We start from the raw sequence: 26,298 nt of genomic DNA, 5'->3' as shown, positions 1-26,298 counted from the left end.
GTCTGATTATGAGTCGGAGCGCAGGCCGTCCCGCGTTGGCTAGCCTGGTAGCATGGCTGAGCGCGCGCTCAAATCCACTGGGTCATCACGAGGATTACAGCTGGAAGTGCCAGTCCTGCCAGCATGGTCTGGCAAGCGATGATCCCAGCCATAAGGGGGGCATCCCCTCCTAACTGCCTTGCCATGATGTAGGAGGACGAGGCCGTGGGCAGTGCTTGGAACAGAAGTGCTGCAACCGCGGCCTTTCCTTCAAGCCCGAATAGGTGGCACGCCCAAAGTGTCACCAGCGGCATGATTAAAAACTTGGTCAGCGACGAATAACCAACCGGACGCCACCATTGCCTGATGCTTGCGAACTCAAGCGCAGCACCCACGCAGAGCAATCCAAGCGGTAGTGACATTTGTCCCAAGGCTTTGAGCATCGGCTCAATGCCCACAGGTAATCCCCAGCCCGAGAATTGGATCAATCCGCCGGCGAAGCACGCAAGTATCAGCGGGTTCAGTGCCAACTGTTTGAGGACTTTGCCCAATGGCATCCTGCCGCCTGAGCCGTACTTTGCGAAGACCAATACACACAAAATGTTCACACTGGGCACGATGGCCGCGTTCGCGACCGCGGCCAGGGCTATACCCTGCACACCGAACAAGCCCGCAGCTGCCGACACGCCCACGTAATTATTGAAACGTATCCCCCCCTGAAAAACCGAAGTGAACGCAGCATCGTCCGTGGTGATCAGCGATCTGGCGCTCAACAACATTAGCGATACCACAACAGTCGAGAATACGAGCACCGAAACCATGCTTTGAAACGGCACGCCATCAAGGTTGGCGGTCGCCAGTCCGTGAAAGAAAAGAGAAGGCAACAACACGTAATACGCCAAGCGCTCTGCCTGCGCCCAAAAAGTATCCGCCAAAAACTGACGATGCTTGAGCCACGCGCCCAGCACGATCAAAAGCGCGATGGGCAACAAGGCAGTCAGCAAGGAGAGGGTCATGCGCATGCCTTGATTTTCTGTGCCAACGGTTCGCATTCCGCAATCCGTCGGCTCATCAGCGGCATGTCTACGGTAGGTCTATTGATCATGGTGCCCCCAAAAACTCAATGACTGAGGACCACGATAAGAGGTCGAACTCCAAAATAAAAACGTTTTAAACTTCAGTGATCAACAAGTATTACTCATGGTTAATCGGGCAAGACATGGGCTTTCACCGCGTTCGCCAGCGCTGCCGCCAGTCGCGCAAGCGGACGATCTTCGCGCTCCAGCAATACCACACGCCTGGTTTTTTGAGGGATGCCGAACGGTTGAACGGCCAGTGTTTTCAAGCTTATGACTTGATGCCGGGAGAGCGGAACGATCGATACGCCCAACCCGCTTGAGACCATCTTGATAATCGCATCCTGGCTATCCAGCTCCATGCTGGTCTCCACACGCAGCCGCATAGCGCGAAGCTCTCGCTCAATGGTTCGACCTGCCCAGGCGCGACGATCGAATCGAATGAACGGCTGGCTTTTGAGTAGAAGCTTCAAGTCCTCATTCGCGTGTGATACCGGCGCGATGATCCAGAACCCTTCCTCGTAAAGTACCGTGCTTGCCAGGCCGTAAGGGTGTGGTTTTACCGGTTCGGTGGTGATCGCAACGTCAAGCTCGCCCGCCTCTACGCGCGTGGCCAATTCGGCGGACATTCCCGACGCAACAGTGATGCGCAGGTGAGGATGTTCGGCACGCAATGCCGACAGCGCGAGAGGCAACACGCTCGCCAGCGCTGTATGAATGGCACCGATTCTAAGCCTGCCGCGCAACTCAGTGTCGCCTCCAATCTCGGACGAGATGCCGTCGTATAAGGCTAGAATTTCTCGCGCGCGCTCAACGGCAATATGCCCAGCATCCGTCAGCACCGGCAACCGCCGTGAGCGATCAAACAGAAGTGTATTGAAATCTTCCTCCAAAGACCGGACGTGAAGGCTGATCGCTGACTGGGTCAAATGCACGGCGTCCGCGGCCCTAACAAAAGAACCGTATTGGGCAATGGCAAGCAGTGTTCGAAGTGCGCGTAGAGACATAGCCATTAATCCTGCAGATTGATGGCCGAGCTTGTCATAAAGGGATCAAGCATCAAGGGCAGGTTTCGCTGCTATTACCATGATCTCAACCAGCACCTCGGGTCGCGCCAGATTTGCCTGAACAGTGGCCCGTGCAGGAGCGCAGTCGGTTGGAAGCCAAGCATCCCACACTGAGTTCATCGCCGCGAAATCACGATCAATGTCTTTAAGCCAGATCTGTGCGCTCAAAAGCTGGCCCTTGTCGCTGCCCGCCAACGCCAACAAGGCTTCGATTTTGGCCAGCACCTGCTGCGTCTGCTCTTCGATGCCAGCCTGTAGATCAGTAGGTACTTGGCCGGAGAGGTAAAGCAGATCGCCGTGACTAACCACCCCGGACATCCGCGCGTTGCTCTGAAAACGTTCAATCGTTGCCATTGGTTTTAATCCATGAACTGGGAATATTAAGGTCGGGCCGTCAACCAGCCGAACCATACGCTGGGCACCACCAAATGCCAAGGTTATGCCCAGCGCAGCTGGATTGACACCAAGCGGGCCTTTCATGCCAACGCCTTAGGCCCGGAACAGCCAGGTTTGCGTTTCACGCCAGCGAGTCAGCCACTCCGATCAATTGAAAGACCTCCTCTTGCGGGGGCTCGGCGAAGATGATGTTCAAGTCACGGTAACCGGAGTGATCCCCGACCAGGCTCAACTCGAATCGAGCTCCTGATGCGTCGGCTTCGTAGCTCTTCAAGTAAGTCAGGTTCTTGGCTTCATTGACAACCACATCCAAGGTGCCGTTGTACCCATTGCCGAGTCGGGTAAAGCCCAAGGCGGACACATCGATCGTGTCTTCACCCGTGGTGTAGTCCATCAGGCGGTCAGTGTGGTTTTCGGTGGCGGTACGGTAGCTGTCGCTCAGCAGGTCGAAGCGGAACACGTCGTTGTTGCCGCCACCGACCAATTGGTCCCGGCCTTCTGCGCCAATCAATACGTCATTGCCTAACGCTCCATAGAGGCGATCATCGCCCGCGTGCCCTTCGATGATTTCGCCTCGGGCGTTGCCTTGTAAACGATCGTCCCCTTCGGTGCCCACCAACCTGGCTTGCTGGAACAGGACGTTGGTTTCATCCAGCGTTTGGCCCAGATTACCCTCGAAGACCACTTCGAAGCGTTCCCCATCCGCGTTGGCCTCGAAACTCTTGAGGTAGGTCCGCGTCCCGCTTTCATTGACGCGTATCGCCAGCGTTCCGTCATAGCCATTGCCCAGCCCGAGAAAGCCCAGGGATGAGAGATCGAGGGTATCGGTGCTGGGGTCGAAGTCGGTGATTCGGTCGCTATGGGCGGTGGTTGCGGTTCGGTAACTGTCTGCGACTGACTCGTAACGGAACGTATCGGCACCGGCCCCGCCCGTCAGCAGGTCACGACCTTCCTGGCCATCGAGCAGATCGTTACCGGCTCCGCCAGAGATCGCATCGTCGAATGACGCGGTACCGGGCAAGAAATCATCATCGCGGCCACCGTCGACGTGGTGATAGCCGTCGTCGGGATTGCCAAAGCTGTGGTCCAGGCTACCGTCGGGGTTCAACTGAACCAGGGAGGCCAGGTAGCCGTCCGCGCTTGTACCTTGGCTTGCGCCAATCAATACCTTGCCGTTGGCCAGCACAATCATGTCGGCGATCGCAAAAGGAGCGTTTTGCGAGCCCCAACTCACCTTACCCTGGTCACCGAAGCTGCTGTCGAGCGAGCCGTCGGCGTTGAGTCGGGTGACGGTCGCCACGCCCCCCGAGGCGCCCGCCAGCAGGATTTTGCCGTCATCCTGGATGACGAGGGCATCCGCATGAACATCCAGGGCCAGGCTGCCCCCGTTCGCGAAGCCGCTATCCAGGGTACCGTCCGGGTTGAGGCGGGTCAGGGTATCTTGCCCTGTGACCAATACTTTCCCGTCTTCCTGCAGCGAAACGTCGATCGTGCCGCCGGGGTGAATGCCGACGGAGGCTGGCAGGTGCAAGACCCCTGCCTCTGCGAAAGACGGGATCAAGGCCCCCGTCGCGTCGAAGCGGGCGATATAGATCTCCCCGGAGGGATACCCCGCGCTTGCGAAAAAGCTTCCGTCGCGTTGCACGGAGAACGACGCTTGCTGGCCTAAATTGTCATTCCAGTAAAAAGGCACGATCGCGGTGCCGCCATTCCCGAAACTCGTATCCAGGCTGCCGTCCGCCAAGGTGCGACTTACCCCCGATACCCAGGCGTCGCCGACTTGCACGTACTGCGCCACCAGGTAACCGCCTCCCGGCTGCACCGCGGCATTACCGCCGTCCTCGATATCGAGCGACACAGGAAGAAGCGATTTACCGTCTCCACTGAAGCTGCGGTCCAGGCTACCGTCGGCATTGAACCGGACCACGCTACCGGTGAAGCCCGAGTCCTCTTCGCCTCCCAATCCCAGGCGACTGTAAGCGCCCAGCCAGATAGCACCGTCCGGATCGACCGTGATACCTGCGACAGTGTCCGAGCCCCATAAGGTGGTGGCAACCATGCCTGTGTTCCGCGCCGCTGCAGCGGCGGGCGAAATGTCCTGACTCATGTCCATGTCTCCTGTAGCTATTAGGCGCCAAAAACTATAGACATGGGTCAGTCAGGTTGCCACTTTTCATCCCTCAACCGCCTATCAAGGGCATCGGCGAACCGGGCGTTCCCAGTTCCTCTACGCTGATTTCACGCATGCGGAACTTCTGCACCTTACCGCTGACGGTCATCGGAAAGTTGTCAACGAACTTGAAGTGGCGTGGCGTCTTGAAATGAGCGATCCGGCCCTTGCAGTAATCGCGCAGCTCTTCAGCGCTTGCCTGGTGTCCCTCGTGCAGCCTGATCCAAGCAACGATCTCTTCCCCATAGACCTTGTCCGGAACACCGATGACCTGAACGTCTGCCACCGAAGGGTGGCTGAAGAAGAACTCCTCTATTTCGCGCGGGTAGACGTTCTCGCCCCCTCGAATGATCATGTCCTTATTGCGCCCGATGATCTTCAGATAACCCTCGTCGTCCATGATTGCCAGGTCGCCGGTGTGCATCCAGCCCGCATCGTCGATGGCCTGCGCGGTCGCCTGCGGGTTGTTCCAGTAGCCCAGCATCACGCTGTAGCCGCGAGTACACAGTTCGCCAATCTGACCGCGAGGAACGACCCGGTTCTGTTCGTCGATGACCTTGCTTTCCAAGTGCGGCTGGGTGCGGCCGACACGGGTGACTCGGTGTTCGATATCGTCCTCCGGCCCGGTCTGGGTGGAGACCGGGCTGGTTTCGGTCATGCCGTAGGCGATCTGCATCTCCTTGAGGTGCAGGTCTTCGATCACCCGCTTCATGACTTCGATCGGGCAGGTGGAGCCGGCCATGATGCCCGTTCGCAGATGACTCAAATCCAATGACTGGCGCTGCGGGTGGTCGAGCATCGCGATGAACATGGTCGGCACGCCATACACGCCGGTCGCTTTCTCCTGTGCGGCGGCCCGCAAGGTCTCCAGAGGATCGAACGCCGCACTGGGGTAGATCATTGTCGTTCCGTGGGTGACACAACCCAGGTTACCCATGACCATGCCGAAGCAGTGATACAACGGCACCGGTATTACCAGCCGGTCTTGCTCGCTGAGCTTCAGGCTTTCACCGACCATAAAGCCGTTATTCAGGATGTTGTAATGGCTGAGGGTGGCGCCTTTAGGGAATCCGGTGGTCCCCGAGGTGTACTGGATGTTGACCGGATCGTCGAACTGCAATTGTTCGCCGCGTTCGCGCAATTGCTCCGGAGCCACTCGTTCCGTCAGGTCTCGCAACCCCTCCCATGACAACATACCGGCGGCTGGCGCATCGCCAAGGCTGATCACGCCCCGCAACTCAGGCAACCGGCCACTTTGCAGTGCGCCTACGGCGCAGCGTTGGAGTTCGGGCAGCAGATCATGAAGCATCGCGTGGTAGTTGGAGGTCTTGAACGAATCGGCACAAATCAGCCAGCAGCACCCCGACTGCTTGAGGGTGTATTCAAGCTCGGTCAGGCGGTAGGCCGGATTGATGTTCACCAACACCGCTCCCACCTTGGCGGTTGCGAATTGGGCAATGCACCATTGCGCGCAGTTCGGCGACCAGATGCCGACCCGTTCACCGGCCTTGAGACCCAGCGCGAGCAATCCTCGTGCGCAACAGTCCACCTCCTCGGCCAACTGTGCCCAGGTGTAGCGCAGCCCTTGATGCCGTACGACCAACGCTTCGCGATCGCAGAACCGTTCCACCGCTCGGTCGAACGCCGCGCCAATGGTCATCGCCAGCAAGGGTGTGGTTTGCGGTCCACGGGTGTAACTGGGGACACTCATATCTGTTCTCTCTGTACGATCCAAATGTGGTCCGGGGTTTCAACCACGGCGCTTTGTTGAATGGCTTGCCCTCTTTGTTTTTAACGCGTGAATATCTGCGCCGTGGTAATCGCCATATCACCGCCGGGCAATTTGATGTTGCCGATCTGCTTCAAACTGTCGGCGTCGAACACCGCTACGTCGTTGAAGGTACCCGCCAGGTAAATTTTGCTGCCGGCCTTGTTGAACGAAATGCAGTAAAAGGAATGGTCCAGCGTGGCGGCCTGAAGCAGTTTTTTCTGCTTGATGTCGTACTTGGCCAGACGGTTGAGTACACCGAACATCAGGTTCGGGTCCTTGGGCGAACGCATGCCACTGAAATAGATCTCCGTCAGAGGGCCGAAGTCGGTGGTTTCGGTCTTGCCGGTTTTCATGTCGATGCTGAACAACCCATAGAGGTATTCGGCGGTGGCCGGGTCCTGCTGCTTGTCCTTGAATTTCGCGGCGGTATAGAGCAGCGAAAAATCATGGCGGTACGTTTGCTGGTTCCACACATAAAGCACGTCCGGCGCGCTGTAGTTTTCACGCTTCCAATGACGACTGGGGATCAGCACGTCGAATTTGCCGGTGTTCACGTTGACCTTGTAGACATCCGCTCCCGCCACATACAGCGTGCCATCGTCACCGCTTTGCATGATGGTCAGCTGCCGCGGTGCCGGAAAACTGCGAACAGGTTTGGCGTTCATGCCGGCATCGGTGGCGTACACATCGAGCCGGGGTTGCTGTACTTCGTAACGGTCGTTGAGCATCAACGTCGGGTTGGCGATGGCAAAGAGTTCCTTGCCGTCGTGGCCAACAGTAAAAGCGAACATGGATTTCGCTTTCTCCCCCGGTTTCTGGGTGATGCTGGCGTGAAAGACCTGTTTACAGCTGTCCAGCTCAACACCGTAAATATCCGCGTAATGGTTGTTCAACACGTACGCGGTCTTGCGATCCGGCGACAGTTGCACGGTGCCGGGACCGAAGGCGTCCGGCATCTTGCAGGTCTTGAACAGGCTGTCGGTGGCCAGGTCGATCACGTGCAGGTTGTTCGGATAATTGGTGGTCACCATGTACTCGTGACCGCTTTGCAGTGCGGTGTTTTCATCGGCCAGGACATCGAATGAGATAACGCCCAGGACACCGAACGCGGCCAAGCCGCAGGCTTTGATGCATTGCATGCTGGAATCCTTCTTCATGACCGATCACTTGTCTTTAGGAAAAACGGTGCCGAGGTTGCGCCAGTTTTCGTTGGACGCCTGGGCATCCTTGTTCCAGTCCGGATAGGTGCTCATCATGTCCGGCACCTGGGCCGGCCACCAGCAGGGGTCGGAGCAATCATACAGGTCGGCTTCCATCGGCTGGCACAGCGACGACACGCCGCCGAACGCGTCGATTTCCCAACCAGGATCGGTGGTCGAGGCGCAGCCGGCGACGGAGCTCATCGCCACCACTTCTTCGATTCGGTTCTCGGCCGCGGCCTGATCGAGTTTCTGGGCTTTGTTGTTGATTGCCTTGAGATGTTTCATATCAGTGAGCCTTGCGCGGAGTGATGTAACTGCTGATAAACGCAGGGTTGTGAGCCATGATCCGGGTGTAGACCTCGATGCCGAAGTCGACCCAGTCACGCATCAGTTCGCAGTAGTGGTAGGTCGGATGAGTCGGGTCGCCGTATCGGGCGTAGCTCTCGTGGTAGCAGCCGCCGGAGCAGAGATTGCGGATCTGGCAGTCTTCACAGCCAGTATTGGTACGGTCGAGCCGCTGGGACAGGAAGTCATTCAACTCGACCTGTTTCACCCCGCTGTGAACGTTGCCGAACGTCGGCAGGCTCGAACCGGTAAAGCGGTGGCACAGGTTCAATTCGCCCTTGTGATCCACCGCCAGCATCTTCAGGCCCGCGCCGCACGGCAGGGCTTTCTTGTGGCCCTCATGGATGTCGGTGATCAACTGGTGCAGGTTGGAGAACCCGATGTTGCGGTGCTCCAGTGCCGCTTCCAGGTAACGACGACCGAGCTTTTTCATGTTGGCGAAGACCTCGATCAGTTCGTCGCTGGAAAGGTTGAAGCTGCTGATATCACCGGACGTCACCGGAGCAAAACCGACCTCGGCAAATCCCAGTTCGTTGAACAGGTGGTCCCAGATGGTCTCTACATCGGTAACGCCAGTGGTCAGGGTCACCCGCGCGCCCACTGGACGGCTGTTGTAACGCGACAACAGCATCTCGGCCTTGCGCCGCACCACGTCATACGTGCCCTGCCCACCCACCGTGATGCGATTGCGATCATGCACGGTCTTCGGCCCGTCGATACTCACCGAGAGCCCGAAGCGATGGGCGTTGAGGTAGTCCACGGTGTCTTCGGTGAGCAACGTGGCGTTGGTGGTCATGACGAACTCGACGAACTTGCCCGCCTCGGCAAACCGCTTTTCACAGTAGTCGACCATGTACTCGATCAGCTTGCGGTTGCTCAGCGGCTCTCCCCCGAAGAACACCACAGTAAAACGCTCTTCATCGGGGGATTCGCGCAGCAGCATTTCTACCGAAGCGACCGCCGTTTCGACGTCCATCTTCTTGCCCGCCGAGGGCTTGTCGAGGTCTTCTTTGTAGCAGTAGGTGCAGCTCAGATTGCAGCCCGTGTTGACGTTGAGCACCACGGTATTGATTGCGGTGCGCTCCACCCGTTTGGTACCGATGTCCGGCGACAGCGGTGAGCCGTCGCTGACCAGTTCCAGGGAGATCAGCTCACGCAGGGTTTCGGTGATTTCTTCGCCGTTGAAGCGTGCGGCCAAGCGTTGGATCAGGTCGTCCGATGAACAGCCGGGACCGCGCAAGGTGTCGATGATGGTGCCCGTCAGCTCATCGCTGGCGAACAGCGAGCTGCTGGGAATGTGGAACAGCATGCGGTCGGCGTCGACATGCACTTCGTGCAGATTGCGTTCGACCAGATTCAAAATAGCGCCCATTGCAAACCTCCTGTGCAAGCCCCGATTCACGAGGCCTGCGGTCATTCCGAAAAGTGTCTGGAACCGCTACAAACAGCCAACTTATGGAATGGGTGGATTGTTCCAGCGTTGCACGGTGACGATCATGTGGCCTTCGCCGGTCAGGGATTTCCCTGCGTCGTCGACGGCGGCGATCACCTTGAGATTGCCGGCATTGTTGGTGGACATCTTGCGCTGCGGGTTCGGCCCGGCATCGCCTGGGGTGAACACACCGGTATCGGCCTGCATGGTGCCGGCAAACTTGACGTCTTCATCCTCTTTGGCACGGTCATCGAAAGCCTCGACCTTCCATTGCGCAGGGAATACGCCGATGCGATAGGGCTTGCCGTCAGCGCCCTTGCCCCAGGCTTCGGCATCGAAACGGCCCTGGACTTTTGGCGTCGAACCACCGCCCTCGCCGATCCGCGCCACCGAGAATTCGGGCACGACTTTGACTTCAGCGATCTTGCTATAGACCGACAGTGTCGGGCCTTTCAGCGTGCCGAGCGCGACGTTGCGCAGGCCCGGTTGCGCATTGGCAGCGGCCTTGATCTTGACTCGCAGGCGCTCCGGACTTTGCTCAAGCACCTGAACCACTTCCACGCCTTTACCAAAATCCGGTTTGCCGGTCAGGCCGCTGCCGATCAGGGTAACTTCGGTTTCGCTGCCCGCCTTCAGATACCCCGGCTGCACGGCCAGCAAACGCTTGGAGCCCTGTTTGGCGGCGACAAAGTCCAGGCCCCGCTCGTCGTGCTCGGCCTCGAACATCCGACCCTGCATGGCGTTGCCCTGGGCGGCGAACACCTGACGCATGACTACGCCATCGATGGTCACGTTGCCGCGCCATTCGTAACCGGTGTAGAGAATCGCACTGCCATCGCCGTTGAACGGGCTGCCGTCGGCATACTGACCTTTGACGTTGACCTTGAACGTGTCGCTGCCATCGGCAGTCACGCTCATGACGCCAGCCAGTTCGCCTTTACCCGGCAGGTGCCCGCTGAAGCTCCAGTCGCCGACCAGCGCCTCGGCTTTCGGCGCGCTTTCCACCCATTTCTTCCAGGCCGGGTTGTCCAGCGAATAACGCTTGGCCAGCAGCGGCACCATCTCTTTGCGGGCCAGATCGAACCAATCGCGGTCGCGGGACAGGGCCTGGTATTCGAGGGACGGCCATTGGCCGAGGTGGAAGTTCACCAGGCGCTCCCATTCCTGGGCAGGTCGACGCTGCAGGGCAACCCGCGCACCGGAGTGACAGCGGCCACACATCTGGCTGGTCTGGTCGTCGAACTTCTCGACGGTATTGAGCCGTCGCTCCAAGGCATAACGCACACCATCGGTCTCACTGGGCGCCAGGCCTTGGGTGTCAGCCAGGTATTTGACGAGGGTCCGGCGATCGTCATCGCTGATCTGCACACCATGCATGACCTGCATCCGGGCAATACTCATCAGCCAGCCTTCCGGCGTTTTGCGCTGGTGGCTGATACGGCTCAGGGCGTTATCGGCTTCGGGGATGTGACAGCCCTGACAGGTTTCCCTGAGGATGGTCTGGGCGTCGCGAGCTGCCAGGCTGTAAGGCGAATGCAGCGCTACACAGGCCGCCACGGTCAACAGACTGGCGCTCAGGCCTGATCGGAGTTTTCTCTTCATCAACGTCGAACCTCCCACGGTGCTTTCTTATTTTTGTGGCTTATCGTTTTTATGGTTTCTGCCGTCGGCGACAAGCCGCTGACGGAGGCAAGAGAAACGTCTGCGATGAGCAATACACGGAGCGTGCCAGCTTAACGAACAGCATTTAAATCAATGAGTTATAGGAATATCTTGGCTTTTCTACGCATCAGAACGAGATGACCTGCGTCTTATATCGCGACAGCCGTTGCAGTCTGAGACAAGCATAGGTGCCCCCGGCTGGAATACTTCATGGCCAGCGGCAATGTTCAAGTACACACGCAATGGCTCGCCGTCTCACCGATGTCGCGATTTGCGACAAAACCACTGGGTGCCATTTTCTCCTTTTATCGCTCAACCCCCGCCAACAAGGGGCCTTGGCCCGTTCCCGGTACTTGGCACAGCCATTGCCAACCTTGGAGAGATCCACGTTCTCACGCACAACAAGAGGTCTCATCATGCCCCTGCCTAATCTGCTTCCCGCCACCTCGGCCTTCGTCCAACGCGCCCCACGCATGCTCATCGGCGGCGACTGGGTCGAGGCCGCGGACGGCCAGACCATGCCCCTGCACAACCCGGCCACGGGCGAAGTGTTATGCGTGGTGCCACGGGCCACGCCCGAGGATGTCGACCGTGCAGTGCTCGCCGCCCGTCAGGCGTTCGACGATTCGGCCTGGACCCGCACCCGCCCTCGGGAACGGCAGAACCTGCTGTGGAAACTCGCCGATCTGATGCAGCGCGACGCCGAACTGCTGGCGCAACTCGAATGCCTGAACAACGGTAAGAGCGCGGCGGTGGCGCAAGTGATGGACGTGCAGCTGTCTATCGATTTCCTGCGCTACATGGCCGGTTGGGCCACCAAGATCGAAGGTTCCAGCGTTGACGTGTCGCTGCCGCTGATGCCCAACGATCAATTTCACAGTTTCATTCGTCGCGAAGCGGTGGGCGTGGTCGGGGCCATCGTCGCCTGGAATTTCCCGCTGCTGCTGGCTTGCTGGAAACTCGGTCCGGCCCTGGCCACCGGTTGCACCGTCGTGCTCAAACCTGCCGACGAAACACCGTTGACCGCGCTGAAGCTCGCCGAACTGGTGCTGGAAGCCGGTTACCCCGAAGGCGTGTTCAATGTGGTCACCGGCACCGGTGTCACGGCGGGCTCCGCCCTGACTCATAACCCGTTGGTGGACAAGCTGACGTTCACCGGCTCCACCGCCGTGGGCAAGCAGATCGGCAAGATCGCCATGGAATCCATGACCCGGGTCACCTTGGAGCTGGGCGGCAAATCCCCAACCATTGTGATGGCCGACGCCGACCTGAAGACCGCCGCAGCGGGCGCCGCCAGCGCGATCTTCTTCAACCAGGGCCAGGTCTGCTGCGCCGGGTCCCGGCTGTATGTGCAACGCAAGCATTTCGACAATGTGGTGGCGGACATCGCCGACATCGCCAATGCGATGAAACTGGGCAATGGCCTGGACCCCAGTGTCGCAATGGGCCCGCTCATTTCCGCACGTCAACAGGAGCGGGTTTATGGTTACATCGAAAAAGGTCGGGAAAGCGGCGCGACCATCGCTTGCGGCGGTGAGCAATTCGGCCCAGGCTTCTTCGTCAAGCCCACGGTGATTGTGGATGTCGATCAGCGGCATTCATTGGTACAAGAGGAAATCTTCGGCCCGGTGCTGGTGGCGATTCCGTTCGATGACGAAGCCGATGCGCTGCGCCTGGCCAATGACAGCCCTTATGGCCTTGGGGCGAGTATCTGGTCGAATGACTTGGCGGCGGTGCACCGGATGATTCCGCGGATCAAGTCGGGCTCGGTGTGGGTCAACTGCCACAGCGCCCTGGACCCGGCATTGCCGTTTGGCGGCTACAAGATGTCGGGGGTCGGGCGTGAAATGGGGTATGCGGCGATCGAGCATTACACCGAGTTGAAGTCGGTGTTGATCAAGTTGTGATTGGCGGCGTTCTTTAGACCGCTATCGCGAGCAGGCTCGCTCCCACAGTGGATATTCGGTCGACGCAAAACCATTGTGGGAGCGAGCTTGCTCGCGATAGGCCAGCCCAGGCAGCCCAATGTCAGGGCTTGAACCCCTGCCCCGACAACCAGCTCCGAACCATCCTCCCCTGCTCCACCGTCAACCCCTCCAACACACGCTCGGCTGGCTCGCTGCGCAACCGTCGCACCAAGGGTGCCAACTCCACGCCTTGCAGATGCCAGATACCGAGCGGCTGATCCGCCGTGATCACCACCTCGGCCTCCTCCACGAAGCCATCGCGCAATACCGGTGCCCGCTCAACCCTCAACGTGGCGTAATCCACCTCGGCGTGGGCGACTTCAGCATCCGGCCACTGACGCCGCGCCAGCCAGAACGGCTGGTCCGGCCAACGCTGCTCATCGGCATAAAAATCCCGGCCGATGCGCGCAAAACGCAAAAACAGCTGCTCGACCCGCCGCTGATGAAAACGCTGCGCCAGCAACGCCCGCTCAGGTTTGCGCAACAGCGTGTTGACCACCGCAGGCGCCTGCAACGCCGAAGACAACGACTGAAAAATGCCATTACCCGACAGTGGATCGACCGCCATGGCCGCGTCCCCTATCCGAATCCAGTTATCGCCACAGACGTGGGGACACAAAATCGCCGTGCTGCTGCGGGCATGCAAATGCAGTCCGGTTTCCGGTTCACTCCCGAAAAACTCCCGGGCCAATGGCGAATCCTGGCGGCGCTGACGGCAGTGATCGAGCAGCAGCGCCTTACCCGGCAACCCGGCACTGGCCACGTCCACCGTCCATTGCCAGTAACACTGGCCGTCAGCCCGACGCGCCATCCAGGCCCAGCCGTCCCCAAGGCTTTCCACGGCACTGGCGGTGGTACCCGGCGCGCCTCGCCAGCGATTGAGCAAACTGACCGTCTCCGGCCCCCGCAGGCCTTTGCCAAGGGCCGGTGCCTGACGTCCGCGAGCGTCCACCAGAAAATCCGCGAGCAGCGCTTCGCGCCCTTGCAGTTCGATTCGATGCCCCGAAGCGTGCGACTGCACCGTCAGCACTCGGCCGTCGATCAACTCGACGCCGGCCAGCCGCAAATCCTCGCGCAAGCCTCGATCGAAGCTCGGACGGTCCAGCAAAAACTCAATGTTCTGCGCATGCCGCTGACCGTTCCAGGACACCTGCCGTTGGGAAGGCTGCGCCGCGTCCGTCAACGCCTGATGCAGCCCCGCGCCCCGCAACGCATCCAGCACCCGTGCCGAAACCCCTTCCAGCGCCGCGAAGCGCCGCCACTCGCTGACCAGCGTTACGGGGTAGCCGAGCCGCCGCAGCCCCAGGGCCACCGCAGCCCCCGCAGGCCCCGCGCCGAGAATCACAATCGGCTTCATGGGCCGACGCGCCGTTCAGGGCCGTGATAACAGGCGTTTCTTTGCAGCCATTCGACAATTTGCGCGTCGCTCGCCTCGGGATTTTCAACGAGAAAACTCGCAATGTGTCCGCTCAATGCCGCACAGCCCAGGCTTGCACCCGACTGCCCCGGGTGGGTGCCGTGAACACACGCGGCGAAATCTGCCTGGGCGCTGTCGAGCCACGACCATTGCTGTTCGGTACAACGCGCATCGCCGGTCACCCGTAGCACTTGCGGATAATTCGCTGGGAACACCCCTTCGCCTTGGGCCGGGCTGGACGCACACAGCAAAACACCCCGCGCCACCGCCGCGGCACAGGCCTCACGCAACAGGCTGCGATCCTGCCGAAGACCGAGGCTCAGGTTGATCACCCGCACGTCCTGCGCCACCTGCCAATCGATAGCGGCAGCGATCTGCAAGGCGCTGGTGATGCCTCGCTGGTCGAACACCTGGGCGATGCAAAAAACCGCCGCCGGCGCTCGTCGGCCGATGGCCTCGATTACCGCGCTGCCATGACCCAGCGGATCGTCGCGTAAATCGCTTTCGGCCAGTCCATCCTCCAGCAGCGAGAACCGTCGACCGGCAATCACCCGCACTCGTTGCGCGACTGAATGACCGCTGTCCACCACCCCAATCCGCAGCTCAGGTTTCATGCTGCACCGATTTTGACGTGAGCACGCCATCCAGCAGTTCAAAGCGCAGATCGGCATCGGCCAGGGTCGACGGACGATGGCTGATCAGAATCCGCGTGCGCCCGGCGAACAGCCGATCGATGGCCTCGATCACTTCGCGCTCGGTGGCTTCGTCGACCGCCGACGTCGCTTCGTCCAGCACCAGGATCAACGGATCCTGCAACAGCGCCCTGGCGATGGCGATGCGCTGTTTCTGTCCGCCGGACAACTGTTGGCCACGCTCGCCCAAAGGGCTGTCGAGACCTTCGGGCAGTGACTCGATGAGGCTATCGAGCTGAGCCAGCCGCGCCACTTCGGCGATGGCCTGGCGGCTGGCGTCCGGGACGGCATAGGCCAGGTTGTCCGCAAGGCTGCCGCGAAACAGCACGATGTCCTGACTGACCACGGCAATGCGCCGACGCAGCTGGAACAGGTCCAGTTCCCGCAGATCGACCTCCCCCAGCAAAACCCGGCCGGATTGCGGATCATGGTGCCGTTGCAGCAAATCGATCAGGGTTGATTTACCGACACCGGAGCCGCCGCTCAAGGCGACTTTCAAACCGTAGGGAATTTGCGCTTCTACGCCACGCAGGGTCGTCGCGCGGCCGGGATGGCTGAAGTGCACGTTGTCGAAACGCAAATCGCCAGAAACCGGCATCGGTTGGGGTGTAACCGGAGTGAGGACGGTTGGCTCTTCACCGCGCAGTTCCATGACCCGCCCAAGGCTCACGGTCATCCGCTGAACCGCGACATAGAGCCCCAGCAGGCTCTGGACCGGGCCCACCGCCATTCCCAGATAGGTCGAAAACGCGATCAGCGCGCCCAACTGCCAAGTCCCTTGCACCACCCAGTAACCGCCAATCAAAAATACACAGGCCCGCGACAACGACGTCAGGGTGCCGGGCACCGCCTGTGTGAAGAACTCAGTCACTTGCAAGCGCAAGAGCTGGCTCATGTACCCCTGGCCCAACGTTTCCAGGCGCCGTGCTTCGCGCCGTTGCTGGCCGGCGGACTGGATGAACTTCATCACCGGCAAGGTCTCGACCATGAATGAGGACATGTCCGCCGAACGCTCGCGCAACTGCCGGACATCGCGCTCGACCTTACGGCGCATCCAGCGTAGCCAGAGCACGTCGATCGGAATCAGTACCAGGGCCAACAACGAGAGTTTCCACGACAAGGTCACCAGCATCGCCACGGCGACCACCAGACCGATCACGCTCGACACCGCGGAGAACAGCGAGTCCACGGCGAAACGCTGGATCTCCGCGACATCACCATCGAGGCGCGACATCAGATCGCCGATTCGCCGCTGGCCGTAGAAACCCGGCGAGAGCGTCTGCAAATGCCGATAAAGGTCATCGCGCAGGGCAAACAGAATCCGTCCGGACAATCGCGTGTGCAGATATCGATTCACGCCCGACAGTGCCGTGCCCAGCAACCCGGCGGCCATCATCAACCCGGCGATCAGCACCAGCATCGTAAAGTTGCGCGCCAACAGACCATCGTCGATCAGCAGCTTGGTCAGCCAAGGTTGCACCAATACCAACGCCGAGGCGCAGGCCGACAGCCCGAGCAGCCCGGCAATCGCCAGCCGGTGCGGACGCACGAAGCCGTAGAGCCAGCGCAACGCCGCTTGCTGGGCCGCAGGGTTCTGGCTGTCGATCAGCCGAACGATCAAACGCAGCATCACGAGCGCAGCTGTTTAAGCTTGCGATACAGGGTCGCGCGGCTGATGCCCAGGGCTTCGGCGGCGGCCGAGACATTACCTTGGTGCGTGTCCAGGGACTGACGAATCAATTCCAGTTCATGCTCTCGAATACTGCCACTTGGAGGGCGCTCGCCGGCGGTGAGCTCATCGAGCGTGCTGTCGGGCAAATGGTCGAGGGTTAACACAGTCTCCCCCGGTTCACGCATGGCCAGTGCGGTGCGCAGGACCATTTCCAGCTGGCGGATGTTGCCCGGCCAGTGATAGCCGCCGAGCAACCGGTTCAAATCGTCATGCAGGACTACCGTCGGCGCATCGAGCTTGGCCAGCAAACGGTCGACCAGGCCAGTGAAGTCGTCGCGCTCGCGCAGGGCCGGGAGCATCACGCTGATGCCGTTGATTCGGTAGAACAGATCCTCGCGAAAGTGTTTGTCTTCCACCAGACGCTTGAGGTCGCGATGCGTGGCGCAGATCAGCGCGATGTCGATGTCTTGCTCTTCGCCAGCGCCCAGCGGCGCAACTTTGCGGTCTTGCAATACCCTGAGTAAACGGGCCTGCAAGGCCAGCGGCATGTCGCCGATTTCATCCAGAAACAACGTGCCGCCATGGGCCTGCTGCAGGCGCCCGACCATGCCGCCCCGGCGCGACCCGGTAAAGGCACCCTCGCGATAGCCAAACAGCTCCGACTCGATCAGGCCTTCAGGGATTGCCGCGCAGTTCACCGCCACGAAAGGTTTGTCGCAGCGCGCTCCAGCCGTATGCAACGCTCGGGCGATGACTTCCTTACCGGTGCCCGTTTCACCCTGCAGCAACACCGGTAATTCATTGGCCAGACCCTGGCGAGCCATGCGCAGCGCCCGGGCATAACGGGCATTGTTGCCGGCCAGGGATTCTAGATCGGGTTGTGGTTTAGCGCTTTTAGCTGGGGTGCGCGATACCGTGCTGACGTTGATCGAGCGCTGCGGTGCGCGCAGGGCTTTGTAGAAAAATTCACCCTTGGCGGTTTGCAGGCTGCCGACGCCGCCCTGATGCAGACGCGATAACAGCTGCAGGCCATCGACACCCAGGAAATCTTCACAGCGTCGCCCCACGAGCGCCGAACGCTCGGCGTGAAGCAACTGACACGCCTGGGCGCTGACCGCGAGAATCTGACCCCCGAGACTCACCGCGAGCAAGCCCTGCCAAGGGGATTCGAGGTACTGTCGACGGCTGTGGAAGGCGAGAACGATCTGGTCCGGGTAACAGGCATTGAACACGCGACTTTCGATCTGGCTGACGGCCATGGTCAGCAACGCGGTGCTGTCGTGAACACGGCCGAGCGGGCCTTCGCGGGTCAGGTCAAGGACGCCGAGGATGTCGCCCTGCGGGCAATGGATAGGCACCGAGGTGCAGGAAAAATCAGTCAGACGGTCAAGGTAATGTTCGCCGCAATCGATCATCGTCGGTCGGGCTTCCACCAGTGCGGTACCCAGGGCGTTGGTGCCGCGCACCGCTTCGCTCCAGCAAGCCCCCAGCGTGATGTCTTGCAGGCCACTGCCTTTGAAACGGTCGGCGTGCCCTTCGGCTGCAAGGATGGTGGCGTCGGAATTGGCGAGGATGATGAGCCCTTCCTTGCCCTGGCGTTCGGCCAGATAATCGATGGCCGGCATCGCCGCATCGATCAACAAGCGATTGCTCTCCAGCAGCACATCAAGGCTGGCGTTCGACTCCAACGCCAGTTCTTGCTTGGCATTGAAATGCACGCCATGGCTGAGGCTGCGCCGCCACGACGCATCGATTTCCGCACGCAATACGCCATCGGGGACGGTGCCTTCGAGGTGCAGCTTTTCCCGGGCCAGCCGTGCTTCGCGATGAAGTTTGGGATGAGTTGTTTTTATCAGCATCAGCAAGCGCTCCGGATCGGTCCGCCCTGCGCCCTTCTGAGTTCAGCGCTTTGTTGCCATCTTTACGTTAACGTCAGGGCATTGGCAAGTGCCTTACGGCGTTTGTGCTTGATCCTAGGCGGGGTGCTCGCTTCTCGGTCGCTCCTCCTCGCATTGAATACGCAGGGCACTGGTTCGGTGATATCAAGACCAGCTGCACCTCATCCTCGGTTCCGGATTTGCGGATCAAGGACCGTTCGAACTGCTAAGGCTGCGCATTAAGTTGTCGCTTCCAAAACTGCGACTACACTCGGTCTTGCTGGCCAAGAAGGATCGACGGCAGCGTGAGTTTTCGTTGGTCCCGTTGAATTATCTGAGACAAGGAGCAGTCATGACTTCGCTAGACTCAATTGAGCAAAGACAAATCAATCTTACCCACGCGTACGTGGTGAACAATGCGGCGTTGGCTTCGCCGGATTGGCAAAACATGAAGAAGCCTTCGCCGACCCAGGTCAAAGACAACATTCTTACGCGCCTTAACGGCTCCAAGTTTGGCGGCGGCTATGACGTAGCCTGGGGACCCGCCCTGGTCCCGGATGGCGAGCATGTGGCCCACATCACGGTGGTGTTGGTCGGCGGGCAGGACAAAAACGACATTGTGGTGGTGACAAGTGGAACCCTCGCCGATTCGGTCAAGGACCAGATAGATGATCTTGATATTTCTTCAATGGTGCCGCTGCAGAGCCTCATCAAGAACTGCCCGGTGCCGGCACACCTGGCGCAGGGAACTGCGGACGGTGTAAAGGCGATATTGGGTCAGGAATCGACAATCGGTTTCCAGGGCACACTTTGCGATTTTCTGGCGGAACAGCGCAGTGGGGCAACGATCCGGTTGGTCGGGCATAGCCTCGGCGGTGCCTTGATGTCGGTTCTTGCGCTTTATTTGAAAGATAAATTCTCGAACTTTAATTTCCATTGCGAAACAATTGCTGCACCAACGGCCGGCGACGGTGTTTTTGCAAGCTATTTCAATAAGCAAATGGCCGGCAATGCGCTACGCATCTACAACACGCTGGATGTCGTTCCGATGGCCTGGTGCGCAACCTCTCTCGACTTCTCCTTGACGCTTTATGAGCCGACCAATGTCATCGATGAAAAAATGAAGGGACTGGTTTGCTCCAATATCGATACCGTCACCCGTAATAACTCCAACTACACGCAATGGGGCATGGGCGGCGCAAACATGGAGCTGCGGCTCTGCGGAGAACTTCAATCCCCGTGCCCTAGCTATGAAGCGCAATCGGGCTACCAGCACATCTACGAATACATGACGCTGCTGGGGCTGCAGCTGGGTGATATTCCGATGCCGGCGCCGTCTGGCAGCTAGCGCGCAGCCTCGACGATCAGGTGTTCGACCTGCAATTGTCGGCACCTGTTCGGCAAATCACAGAATTGCAATTCGCCTTTTTGTCGCCCGCTTTTTTTCAACCCGCAAACACTCACGAACCTAGGCGGACGGCACCCACTGACGTTACTGAGTGTCCGCGCATGGGATGACTCGTTTAACCACGCTTGCGATAGACATGCCTTGGATCAAAATTGAAAATATCACCACCATGTAGGTGAGTGAAACGACAATATCCCGCGCGCCTCCGGCTGGCAGTGACAGCGCCAAGGCTACCGATATGCCCCCTCGCAAACCTCCCCAGGTCAAAACGCGCCATGAACCGCTGGGTAAACGAAAGCGTCTTCCAAGCGCAGCAATAGGAACGCCTACCGTAAGCAATCGAGACAGCAAGGTAAGTGCTATTACCGCCAGCCCGGTGACGATCAGGGAGTTCGAGAACTGGATGAGAACCACCTCCAGGCCGATCAGTACGAACAAAACGGCGTTCAAGATCTCGTCTATCAGCTCCCAGAACATGTCCACATGTTTTTCAGTCTGCTCGGACATTGCGTAGGATCGTCCCTGGTTTCCGACGATAAGCCCGATGACTACCATCGCCAGGGGGCCGGACACATGAAGATGGTTCGCCAGCGCGTACCCACCTAGCACCGCAGCCAATGTGATCAAGATTTCTTCCTGGTAGCTGTCGATGCTTTTCAGCATCAAATAGGCTAGATATCCAATGGCTGCGCCTAGAAGCACGCCGCCACCGGCCTCTGTCAGAAGCAACTTCGATGCGCCCAACGCCGACGGTGCTTCGCCACTGGCTATCATCGCCACAATGAGTGAAAACAGCACAACACTGACTCCGTCGTTGAACAGTGATTCGCCCGCTATCACCAGTTCGACGCTTTTGGGAGCCCCGGCGGACTTCAGGATACCCATGACCGCTATGGGATCCGTGGGAGAAATCAGGGCACCGAATACCAGGCAGTAGGCAAGGGGAAGTTCCAGAGACGTTAGTGACAGAAGTAGCCACAGCCCATAGCCAATCAACAATGTGGAGGCTGTTGTACCTACTAGTGCCAGAGAAGCCACCTGCCACCGGTAAGAACGCAGCTGCGAAAGATCGACGTGCAACGCTCCAGCGAACAGTAGTAAGGAAAGCATCCCCTGCATGAGCAGTTCGGAAAAATCGATCGATTCCACCAACGATTGCTCAAGCGTGTGGAGTGCATGAAAACCCATCGCATCCAACGCCATATTCAGCACAGAGAGGCCCAGCGCAATGCCCATGACACCAATCGCTGGCGGCAGCCCAACATAACGGCGATTGAGGAAGGCAAGAACCGCCGTGATACTCACAAAGACAGCAACGATATCCAGCATTCGATAATGGCCCTGTTGATGCGGTGCACTACGCTTTCGACAATCCGGGTACTTCCATATTTATCTTGCGCCAAAAGGCTTCAGAGAAGCTGTATGCCGAGAAAGCAATCAATCCGAAGGCCATCACCATCAAAACCAACCATCCAGCGGGCAAACCCTGAAGTGCGTCGAGGGCTTCCTTCATACCGGGTGGATCCATGGCTTGATAGGCCGAGCCGCTAAAGGCCAACAGCAATGCAATCTCTATAAAGACGACGCCACGTGCGATCAGGCCAAACCGAGACACCGGGCGGACGTACCGCATGACGTCTTCGTCAGCCTCGAAATACTTTTCAAACGATGCCTTCCATCCCTTGTAAATGTGAGCAATTCCAACGCCAAGCGGAATGAGAGCAAGCAGATACACCAATAGGTTGGAATGCTTCCAGGACAATAGATGCGCCAGCCAATCTGTGTTCTGTTCTCCTGAGTTGCCAGAGCTACCCACTCCGCTTACAAGTAGGCCTAACGCAAAAAATGCCAGAGCACCATTGACCAACCCCCCCGCAAAAAGACCGGTGCGAATTACCAGTCCCTTGAGATTTTTGCCGTGGTGGTCGACATCACGGGTAGCTTGCAGAACACGCCAAGCCGAAAATGCGAGCAAACCCGCCACGACGATCCCAACTAAAAAATAGCCAAACGGCTGGCCCAATAAGGCTTCCAGGCTTTTCTGGCTATCTTTCGGTTTTGTCGAATCTTGTGCCGCAAGCAATGCGAAGATACCGATGATGAGGTAAATCACACCTCGCGCGGCGTACCCTCCGCGTGCTAGGACAATAAGGCTTTGGTGCGCTGACATTGGCTGCTTTCCCGAAAGTAGTACAGGAACAGACTCGTCTGGCTGGAAGGGGTTCTATCGTTAAATTCAAAACCGCAGCCCTGACCTACGCAGCGTCATTCGCTAACCCCGGGGGCGACAGGTAGCTCCCTCATTGGCCCTCTTCTAAACACCTTGCATTCTATGCGCGATGCACACATATTTAGCCCATGAAAGACATGAAACTAGAAAACATAGTTGGGGCGCTGTCGCTGGCGATTTCTGACTCTATCCACCAAGGCACTCAAGACGAAGCTCCAGAAGTGGGTCCGGCGGCAGCGGCCATCGCCCTACTCGGTCACGAGCCAGGCCTGTCTATAGAACGTTTGAGGCGAGCCTTAGGGTTATCTCATCCTGGAGCTGTGCGCCTGGTTGATAGGCTTGTCACTCAGGGTGTAGTGGAACGCAGACAAGCAGAAGCTGATCGTCGCTCCGTTGCGCTCCACCTTACTGCCGCTGGAAGTACGAACTGTGCTGCGGTGCTAGCGGTCCGCCATGAACGTATAGCGCGTGCTTTGGAAGTTCTTGATCCCGATGAGCGTGAAGTGCTTGAACGGATAACCGAAAAACTACTTAACGGCTTGGTGCATGATCTCGATCAAGCCTATTCAGTTTGCCGACTGTGCGACCCCACGGCTTGCAAGAATTGCCCAGTCGCACATGCGCTGGATGAAGATCACTGAATTCAGTTTTCCAGCAGGTTGAACAACCTTTGTAGGCCCTTTTGCTGACTGCGCTACTCAAGAAAAAAGGCAGCAAATCATTTATCAGAACTTCGACAAGTCTTGCCGTCATCCATCTTCCTGCCGCCCTCTTCGCCTCAGTCCTTCAACTACTCCTGGCTTATCCCAAGTTTGGGCGCAGTCGCTGCAGGCCCTCGGTGAGGATCACCAGGCTCACGCCTAACAACGCAACGTCTTTTATCAGGAACGTGCCTAGGAAGTTCAGCCATGGAAAACCTCCCGATCCCGCCTCCCAGATTGGCAATACAAACAGCATGGAAATGGTCGTGAAGAAGATCAGCGAGGCTAACAAGCCACCCGCGATAGCTGTTCGAGCAGACCAGGGTGAAGCGATAAGCAGCAGTGCAGTCAATATCTCGACTACACCCAGTAAGTAAGAGGTACCGGCTTCGCCAAAAACTGGATAAAGCCAGGCTAGCCAAGGAGTGCCGCTGATAAGGGGTATGAGTGCCTGCACCTCAATCTGTGTGAACTTAAGCAGACCAATCATTAGCAGGGGAAGAACAACACCCGATAAGACAATCGCGCGGCTTACCTTCTGGAGTTTCGAAACACTGGAAATGGAAGCAGCCTGGCTGCTGGTGACGCTCGTGATGTGCTGCATGACATCCTCCGATTGCTGATATGTGCTCGAAGCATATATTATCGAATGGCGAATTGCATGCGCCGTGCATATAATATTTCGCTATGGACTCTGCACGTGTTGTAGGTCTTATTACGGCTACAAGCCGGTACGGACCATTGAACGGCCAAGGCGTACGCGGTGCCTCACACCGACCGCGCTTTATCTACCTTTATCCCAGCGATCACCAATGGTCGCACTCACAAAGGTACTCATCATGCATAACCACGCGCGGTTCCAACTCGCGGCCCTTCTGACAGCCGCCCTGGTCACGGGCGCAACCTACTCACTGTCGTCCACCGCAGCGCAAGCCTCACAGACATCGACCGCAACGACTGCCTCGACCCATAAGCCCGCACTCGCAGGCGTCTATGCCTTCAACCTGGGCAAGTTCCGCATCACCGCACTGAGCGACGGGACGCTGCCCCTCGATCTACATCCGCTGCTTAGAGGCATCAGTCCAAAGCAGATCGACGCAATGCTGCAACGCGGATTTGCTCGCAACCCGCTGGAGACGTCTATCAATGCCTACGTTATCGACACTGGCTCACGTGTCGTACTGGTCGATACCGGTGCCGGTGAATTGTTCGCAAGCGTTGGCGGCAAGCTACCCGAAAGCCTGGCGGCTGCGGGTTACCAGCCGGCGCAGGTCAGCGATGTGCTGATTACCCACATCCACACCGATCACTCTGGCGGCCTGACACGCGGCGGCCAGATGATGTTTCCCAATGCGACCATCCACGTCGGCCAGGCCGACGTCGACTTTTTCCTGGACCGCGCCAATCTGGACAAGGGGTTAAAGCCGGCATATCTGGAGGAAGCGTTGAAGACCATTGGCCCGTATCAGCGCGCAGGTAAGCTGAAGCCATTCTCTGCCGAATCCGAAATCCTCCCGGGTATCACTGCCATACCCACGCCGGGACATACCCCGGGCCACAGCTTTTTCCGGGTCACAAGCGAAGGCGAGAGCATCGATTTCTGGGGCGACATCATGCATGTCGGCCTCATTCAATTCTCGAGGCCAGAAGTGACAATAACCTTCGACGTCAATCAGAACGCTGCTCGCGCCCAGCGGCTAGAACAATTCGAGACAGCCGCGAGTGAACGACGGTTGTCAGCAGTCGCTCACTTGCCATTTCCGGGTATCGGCCACATCAGGCGCGAAGCCGGCAGGTATGAGTGGGTACCCGTCCAATACCGCAATCGCGACTAATACCGTAGGCCTGGATCGCAATTGATCCAGAACGAAATACATGGCTCCCCGCTACGCGGGGCCATAGGCTCGCGACGACTAGGTTGACGTCATCAACGCGCGAATTTACTTCAACGCAGCTACCACGGCATCGAAGAACACCATCGGGTCGATCGGCTCTTTGTCAACCGGCTTGGGTTGGGCACCGAAGGTGACAATCACCACGTTATTGGCAGGGTTGAGGTAGATGTTCTGGCCCTGGATACCGACCGCCGCATAGGCGCCGTCTTTCACCGACGGCTCGGTCCACGCCGTCCACCACATGTAGCCGTAGTCCAGGGTCTTACCGCCTTTGAGGGTGGTCGGAAGCGTCGCCTCCTTGACCCAACCTTCGGGCAGAATCGAGGTGCCATTGATCTTGCCGCCGTTCATGAAAAATAGCCCGAAGCGTCCATAATCACGCAGCGTGGCGCTGATACCGCTGCCACCGATCTCCACGCCGTCAGGCGAATCGAGCCACCACCGGGCATCACTTTCCATACCGAACGGCTGCCAGATCTTCTGCGATAGATAATCGGCCAGTGGCATCTTCACAGCGCCACGGACGATCTCGCCGAGTACCTGCGTTTCGCCAGTGCTGTACGTGTTGGCCGTGCCGGGCTCGGCCGCTCGCGGCAAACTTGCCATCAAGGCCATGGCAGAACGCGGTTTCTGCGAAATCTGCGCTTTGAGTAGCGCGCGACGATCAGACGCCGGATCGGTGTAGGTTTCGTTCCACTTCACGCCCGAAGACATCATCAGCACGTCGCGCACGGTCACGCCTTCGTAGGCGCTGCCCTTGAGCTCGGGAACGTAATCCACCACTTGCGCGTCAAGGCTCTTGATAAGGCCGTCTTTGATCGCTGCAGCCGCCAGCGTGGAGGTGATGGATTTGGCTATCGACATCGACATCCATCGGGTTTTCTCCGTGTTGCCACGCTGATAGGTCTCGAACACGATCTTGCCGTCCTTGAGCACGAGCATCGCCGTAATGCTGTCCAGTGCGACAAAGTCATACAGGTCGTACTTTTTGTCCCCGACAGTGAACCGAACGTTGGGCAACTGTTTGTCTGATTTGGGCAGTGCATACGGGTGATCGCCGGCCTTGATCCTGTGGGTGGGGAAAAGCCGGTCGATGTTGCGGTAGGTACTGACCGCCAGATCCGGGAGCATGGCGCCGTCATAGATCTGCTCCACCGTGCCAATCGGTTCCTTGGCGTGGGGATAATCCTCAGCCCATGCGCCCGAGGTGATACCCGCAGCGAGCAGACCCAGTGAGAGAAGCAGCGAGCGACCAGGCGCAGTCGCAGTCGCAGTCGCACGAAAAATCGCGGATGAGTGCATAACCGATCCTTTTTTTGTTTTGCTTTTCACGCATGTT

General features: G+C 58.7%; 21 protein-coding genes. 4 read left to right on the top strand and 17 right to left on the bottom strand.

The genetic code is table 11. The features are described 5' to 3' along the window. Positions 1–68: 68 nt before the first annotated feature. The 9 genes from J3Q04_RS11200 to peaA all read right to left on the bottom strand — a co-directional run bounded on the left by J3Q04_RS11200 (position 69) and on the right by peaA (position 11,040). Positions 69–995 (bottom strand): AEC family transporter, encoded by a 927-nt coding sequence (locus tag J3Q04_RS11200; RefSeq protein ID WP_434611594.1) that lies wholly within the window; start codon positions 993–995, stop codon positions 69–71. A 188-nt stretch (positions 996–1,183) separates the two neighbouring features. Next, on the bottom strand, positions 1,184–2,062 hold the full coding sequence (locus tag J3Q04_RS11195; protein ID WP_434606160.1) for a LysR substrate-binding domain-containing protein: 879 nt from the start codon (positions 2,060–2,062) through the stop codon (positions 1,184–1,186). 45 nt (positions 2,063–2,107) lie between these two features. Continuing rightward, positions 2,108–2,476 carry a RidA family protein gene (locus J3Q04_RS11190; RefSeq protein ID WP_420764028.1) on the bottom strand — a complete coding sequence of 123 codons (369 nt, stop codon included), beginning with the start codon at positions 2,474–2,476 and terminating at the stop codon, positions 2,108–2,110. A gap of 163 nt (positions 2,477–2,639) precedes the next feature. Then, positions 2,640–4,625 (bottom strand): M10 family metallopeptidase C-terminal domain-containing protein, encoded by a 1,986-nt coding sequence (locus J3Q04_RS11185; protein WP_434606163.1) that lies wholly within the window; start codon positions 4,623–4,625, stop codon positions 2,640–2,642. Between the two features lie 73 nt (positions 4,626–4,698). Then, on the bottom strand, positions 4,699–6,399 hold the full coding sequence (locus J3Q04_RS11180; RefSeq protein WP_434606165.1) for an AMP-binding protein: 1,701 nt from the start codon (positions 6,397–6,399) through the stop codon (positions 4,699–4,701). Positions 6,400–6,479: 80 nt separating this feature from the next. Continuing rightward, a complete protein-coding gene (peaD, locus tag J3Q04_RS11175) occupies positions 6,480–7,598 on the bottom strand; it encodes a quinohemoprotein amine dehydrogenase subunit beta (protein WP_434606167.1) in 1,119 nt (372 codons plus the stop codon). Between the two features lie 24 nt (positions 7,599–7,622). Continuing rightward, positions 7,623–7,946, bottom strand: a complete 324-nt coding sequence (gene qhpC / locus J3Q04_RS11170) for a quinohemoprotein amine dehydrogenase subunit gamma (protein ID WP_434606168.1) — start codon at positions 7,944–7,946, stop codon at positions 7,623–7,625. Between the two features lies 1 nt (position 7,947). Beyond that, positions 7,948–9,378, bottom strand: coding sequence for a quinohemoprotein amine dehydrogenase maturation protein (gene peaB / locus J3Q04_RS11165; protein WP_434606170.1), 1,431 nt, complete (start codon positions 9,376–9,378; stop codon positions 7,948–7,950). A gap of 81 nt (positions 9,379–9,459) precedes the next feature. Further along, positions 9,460–11,040 carry a quinohemoprotein amine dehydrogenase subunit alpha gene (gene peaA / locus J3Q04_RS11160; RefSeq protein ID WP_434606172.1) on the bottom strand — a complete coding sequence of 527 codons (1,581 nt, stop codon included), beginning with the start codon at positions 11,038–11,040 and terminating at the stop codon, positions 9,460–9,462. 476 nt (positions 11,041–11,516) lie between these two features. On the opposite strand from peaA, the gene J3Q04_RS11155 reads away from it, so the two are divergent. Beyond that, complete coding sequence (locus J3Q04_RS11155) at positions 11,517–13,007, top strand: aldehyde dehydrogenase family protein (RefSeq protein WP_420763626.1); 1,491 nt, start codon at positions 11,517–11,519, stop codon at positions 13,005–13,007. A 121-nt stretch (positions 13,008–13,128) separates the two neighbouring features. Here J3Q04_RS11155 and qhpG read toward each other — a convergent pair whose 3' ends face one another. The 4 genes from qhpG to J3Q04_RS11135 are packed head-to-tail and all read right to left on the bottom strand — an operon-like array spanning position 13,129 to position 18,710. Then, on the bottom strand, positions 13,129–14,424 hold the full coding sequence (gene qhpG, locus J3Q04_RS11150; RefSeq protein WP_434606174.1) for a flavin-dependent monooxygenase QhpG: 1,296 nt from the start codon (positions 14,422–14,424) through the stop codon (positions 13,129–13,131). Beyond that, positions 14,421–15,098 carry a subtilisin-like serine protease QhpE gene (gene qhpE, locus J3Q04_RS11145; RefSeq protein ID WP_434606176.1) on the bottom strand — a complete coding sequence of 226 codons (678 nt, stop codon included), beginning with the start codon at positions 15,096–15,098 and terminating at the stop codon, positions 14,421–14,423. The genes qhpG and qhpE overlap by 4 nt, the downstream gene beginning before the upstream one ends. Next, complete coding sequence (locus tag J3Q04_RS11140) at positions 15,088–16,806, bottom strand: ABC transporter ATP-binding protein (protein ID WP_434606178.1); 1,719 nt, start codon at positions 16,804–16,806, stop codon at positions 15,088–15,090. The genes qhpE and J3Q04_RS11140 overlap by 11 nt, the downstream gene beginning before the upstream one ends. Next, entirely contained in the window at positions 16,806–18,710 is a 1,905-nt protein-coding gene (locus tag J3Q04_RS11135) for a sigma-54-dependent Fis family transcriptional regulator (RefSeq protein ID WP_434611597.1), read from the bottom strand. The genes J3Q04_RS11140 and J3Q04_RS11135 overlap by 1 nt, the downstream gene beginning before the upstream one ends. Before the next feature lie 367 nt (positions 18,711–19,077). On the opposite strand from J3Q04_RS11135, the gene J3Q04_RS11130 reads away from it, so the two are divergent. Continuing rightward, on the top strand, positions 19,078–20,073 hold the full coding sequence (locus tag J3Q04_RS11130) for a lipase family protein (RefSeq protein ID WP_434606180.1): 996 nt from the start codon (positions 19,078–19,080) through the stop codon (positions 20,071–20,073). A gap of 144 nt (positions 20,074–20,217) precedes the next feature. On the opposite strand, the gene J3Q04_RS11125 is transcribed toward J3Q04_RS11130, so the two are convergent. Both J3Q04_RS11125 and J3Q04_RS11120 read right to left on the bottom strand, forming a co-directional pair. After that, positions 20,218–21,462, bottom strand: a complete 1,245-nt coding sequence (locus tag J3Q04_RS11125; protein WP_434606181.1) for a cation:proton antiporter — start codon at positions 21,460–21,462, stop codon at positions 20,218–20,220. A 28-nt stretch (positions 21,463–21,490) separates the two neighbouring features. Beyond that, positions 21,491–22,303, bottom strand: a complete 813-nt coding sequence (locus J3Q04_RS11120; RefSeq protein WP_434606183.1) for a DUF1206 domain-containing protein — start codon at positions 22,301–22,303, stop codon at positions 21,491–21,493. A gap of 188 nt (positions 22,304–22,491) precedes the next feature. On the opposite strand from J3Q04_RS11120, the gene J3Q04_RS11115 reads away from it, so the two are divergent. Then, a complete protein-coding gene (locus J3Q04_RS11115; RefSeq protein ID WP_434606185.1) occupies positions 22,492–23,004 on the top strand; it encodes a MarR family winged helix-turn-helix transcriptional regulator in 513 nt (170 codons plus the stop codon). A gap of 160 nt (positions 23,005–23,164) precedes the next feature. Here the strand turns inward: J3Q04_RS11115 and J3Q04_RS11110 are convergent, their stop codons facing one another. Then, on the bottom strand, positions 23,165–23,668 hold the full coding sequence (locus tag J3Q04_RS11110) for a YkgB family protein (protein ID WP_434559311.1): 504 nt from the start codon (positions 23,666–23,668) through the stop codon (positions 23,165–23,167). Positions 23,669–23,903: 235 nt separating this feature from the next. Here J3Q04_RS11110 and J3Q04_RS11105 point away from each other — a divergent pair, with 235 nt between their 5' ends. Next, positions 23,904–24,899: an MBL fold metallo-hydrolase gene (locus J3Q04_RS11105; protein ID WP_434606187.1), complete on the top strand. Its 996-nt coding sequence runs from the start codon at positions 23,904–23,906 to the stop codon at positions 24,897–24,899. Between the two features lie 105 nt (positions 24,900–25,004). On the opposite strand, the gene J3Q04_RS11100 is transcribed toward J3Q04_RS11105, so the two are convergent. Continuing rightward, complete coding sequence (locus tag J3Q04_RS11100; protein WP_434606189.1) at positions 25,005–26,261, bottom strand: serine hydrolase domain-containing protein; 1,257 nt, start codon at positions 26,259–26,261, stop codon at positions 25,005–25,007. Positions 26,262–26,298: the final 37 nt, after the last annotated feature.

Origin of the sequence: Pseudomonas sp. D4-21, assembly GCF_051132125.1 — a bacterium.
GTDB lineage: Bacteria > Pseudomonadota > Gammaproteobacteria > Pseudomonadales > Pseudomonadaceae > Aquipseudomonas.
Note: the sequence above shows the minus strand (reverse complement) of the source record. Positions and strands in the feature narration are given on the sequence as shown.

Excerpts from the sequence above, each read along its gene's own strand:
- peaB (WP_434606170.1), bottom strand. The coding sequence starts at position 9,378 with ATGGGCGCTATTTTGAATCTGGTCGAACGCAATCTGCACGAAGTGCAT.
- J3Q04_RS11155 (WP_420763626.1), top strand. The coding sequence starts at position 11,517 with ATGCCCCTGCCTAATCTGCTTCCCGCCACCTCGGCCTTCGTCCAACGC.
- qhpC (WP_434606168.1), bottom strand. The coding sequence starts at position 7,946 with ATGAAACATCTCAAGGCAATCAACAACAAAGCCCAGAAACTCGATCAG.
- J3Q04_RS11115 (WP_434606185.1), top strand. The coding sequence starts at position 22,492 with ATGAAAGACATGAAACTAGAAAACATAGTTGGGGCGCTGTCGCTGGCG.
- qhpG (WP_434606174.1), bottom strand. The coding sequence starts at position 14,424 with ATGAAGCCGATTGTGATTCTCGGCGCGGGGCCTGCGGGGGCTGCGGTG.
- J3Q04_RS11110 (WP_434559311.1), bottom strand. The coding sequence starts at position 23,668 with ATGCAGCACATCACGAGCGTCACCAGCAGCCAGGCTGCTTCCATTTCC.
- J3Q04_RS11125 (WP_434606181.1), bottom strand. The coding sequence starts at position 21,462 with ATGCTGGATATCGTTGCTGTCTTTGTGAGTATCACGGCGGTTCTTGCC.
- peaD (WP_434606167.1), bottom strand. The coding sequence starts at position 7,598 with ATGCAATGCATCAAAGCCTGCGGCTTGGCCGCGTTCGGTGTCCTGGGC.
- peaA (WP_434606172.1), bottom strand. The coding sequence starts at position 11,040 with ATGAAGAGAAAACTCCGATCAGGCCTGAGCGCCAGTCTGTTGACCGTG.
- J3Q04_RS11120 (WP_434606183.1), bottom strand. The coding sequence starts at position 22,303 with ATGTCAGCGCACCAAAGCCTTATTGTCCTAGCACGCGGAGGGTACGCC.
- J3Q04_RS11185 (WP_434606163.1), bottom strand. The coding sequence starts at position 4,625 with ATGAGTCAGGACATTTCGCCCGCCGCTGCAGCGGCGCGGAACACAGGC.
- J3Q04_RS11180 (WP_434606165.1), bottom strand. The coding sequence starts at position 6,399 with ATGAGTGTCCCCAGTTACACCCGTGGACCGCAAACCACACCCTTGCTG.
- J3Q04_RS11190 (WP_420764028.1), bottom strand. The coding sequence starts at position 2,476 with ATGGCAACGATTGAACGTTTTCAGAGCAACGCGCGGATGTCCGGGGTG.
- J3Q04_RS11130 (WP_434606180.1), top strand. The coding sequence starts at position 19,078 with ATGACTTCGCTAGACTCAATTGAGCAAAGACAAATCAATCTTACCCAC.
- J3Q04_RS11195 (WP_434606160.1), bottom strand. The coding sequence starts at position 2,062 with ATGTCTCTACGCGCACTTCGAACACTGCTTGCCATTGCCCAATACGGT.
- J3Q04_RS11200 (WP_434611594.1), bottom strand. The coding sequence starts at position 995 with ATGACCCTCTCCTTGCTGACTGCCTTGTTGCCCATCGCGCTTTTGATC.
- J3Q04_RS11140 (WP_434606178.1), bottom strand. The coding sequence starts at position 16,806 with ATGCTGCGTTTGATCGTTCGGCTGATCGACAGCCAGAACCCTGCGGCC.
- J3Q04_RS11105 (WP_434606187.1), top strand. The coding sequence starts at position 23,904 with ATGCATAACCACGCGCGGTTCCAACTCGCGGCCCTTCTGACAGCCGCC.
- J3Q04_RS11100 (WP_434606189.1), bottom strand. The coding sequence starts at position 26,261 with ATGCACTCATCCGCGATTTTTCGTGCGACTGCGACTGCGACTGCGCCT.
- qhpE (WP_434606176.1), bottom strand. The coding sequence starts at position 15,098 with ATGAAACCTGAGCTGCGGATTGGGGTGGTGGACAGCGGTCATTCAGTC.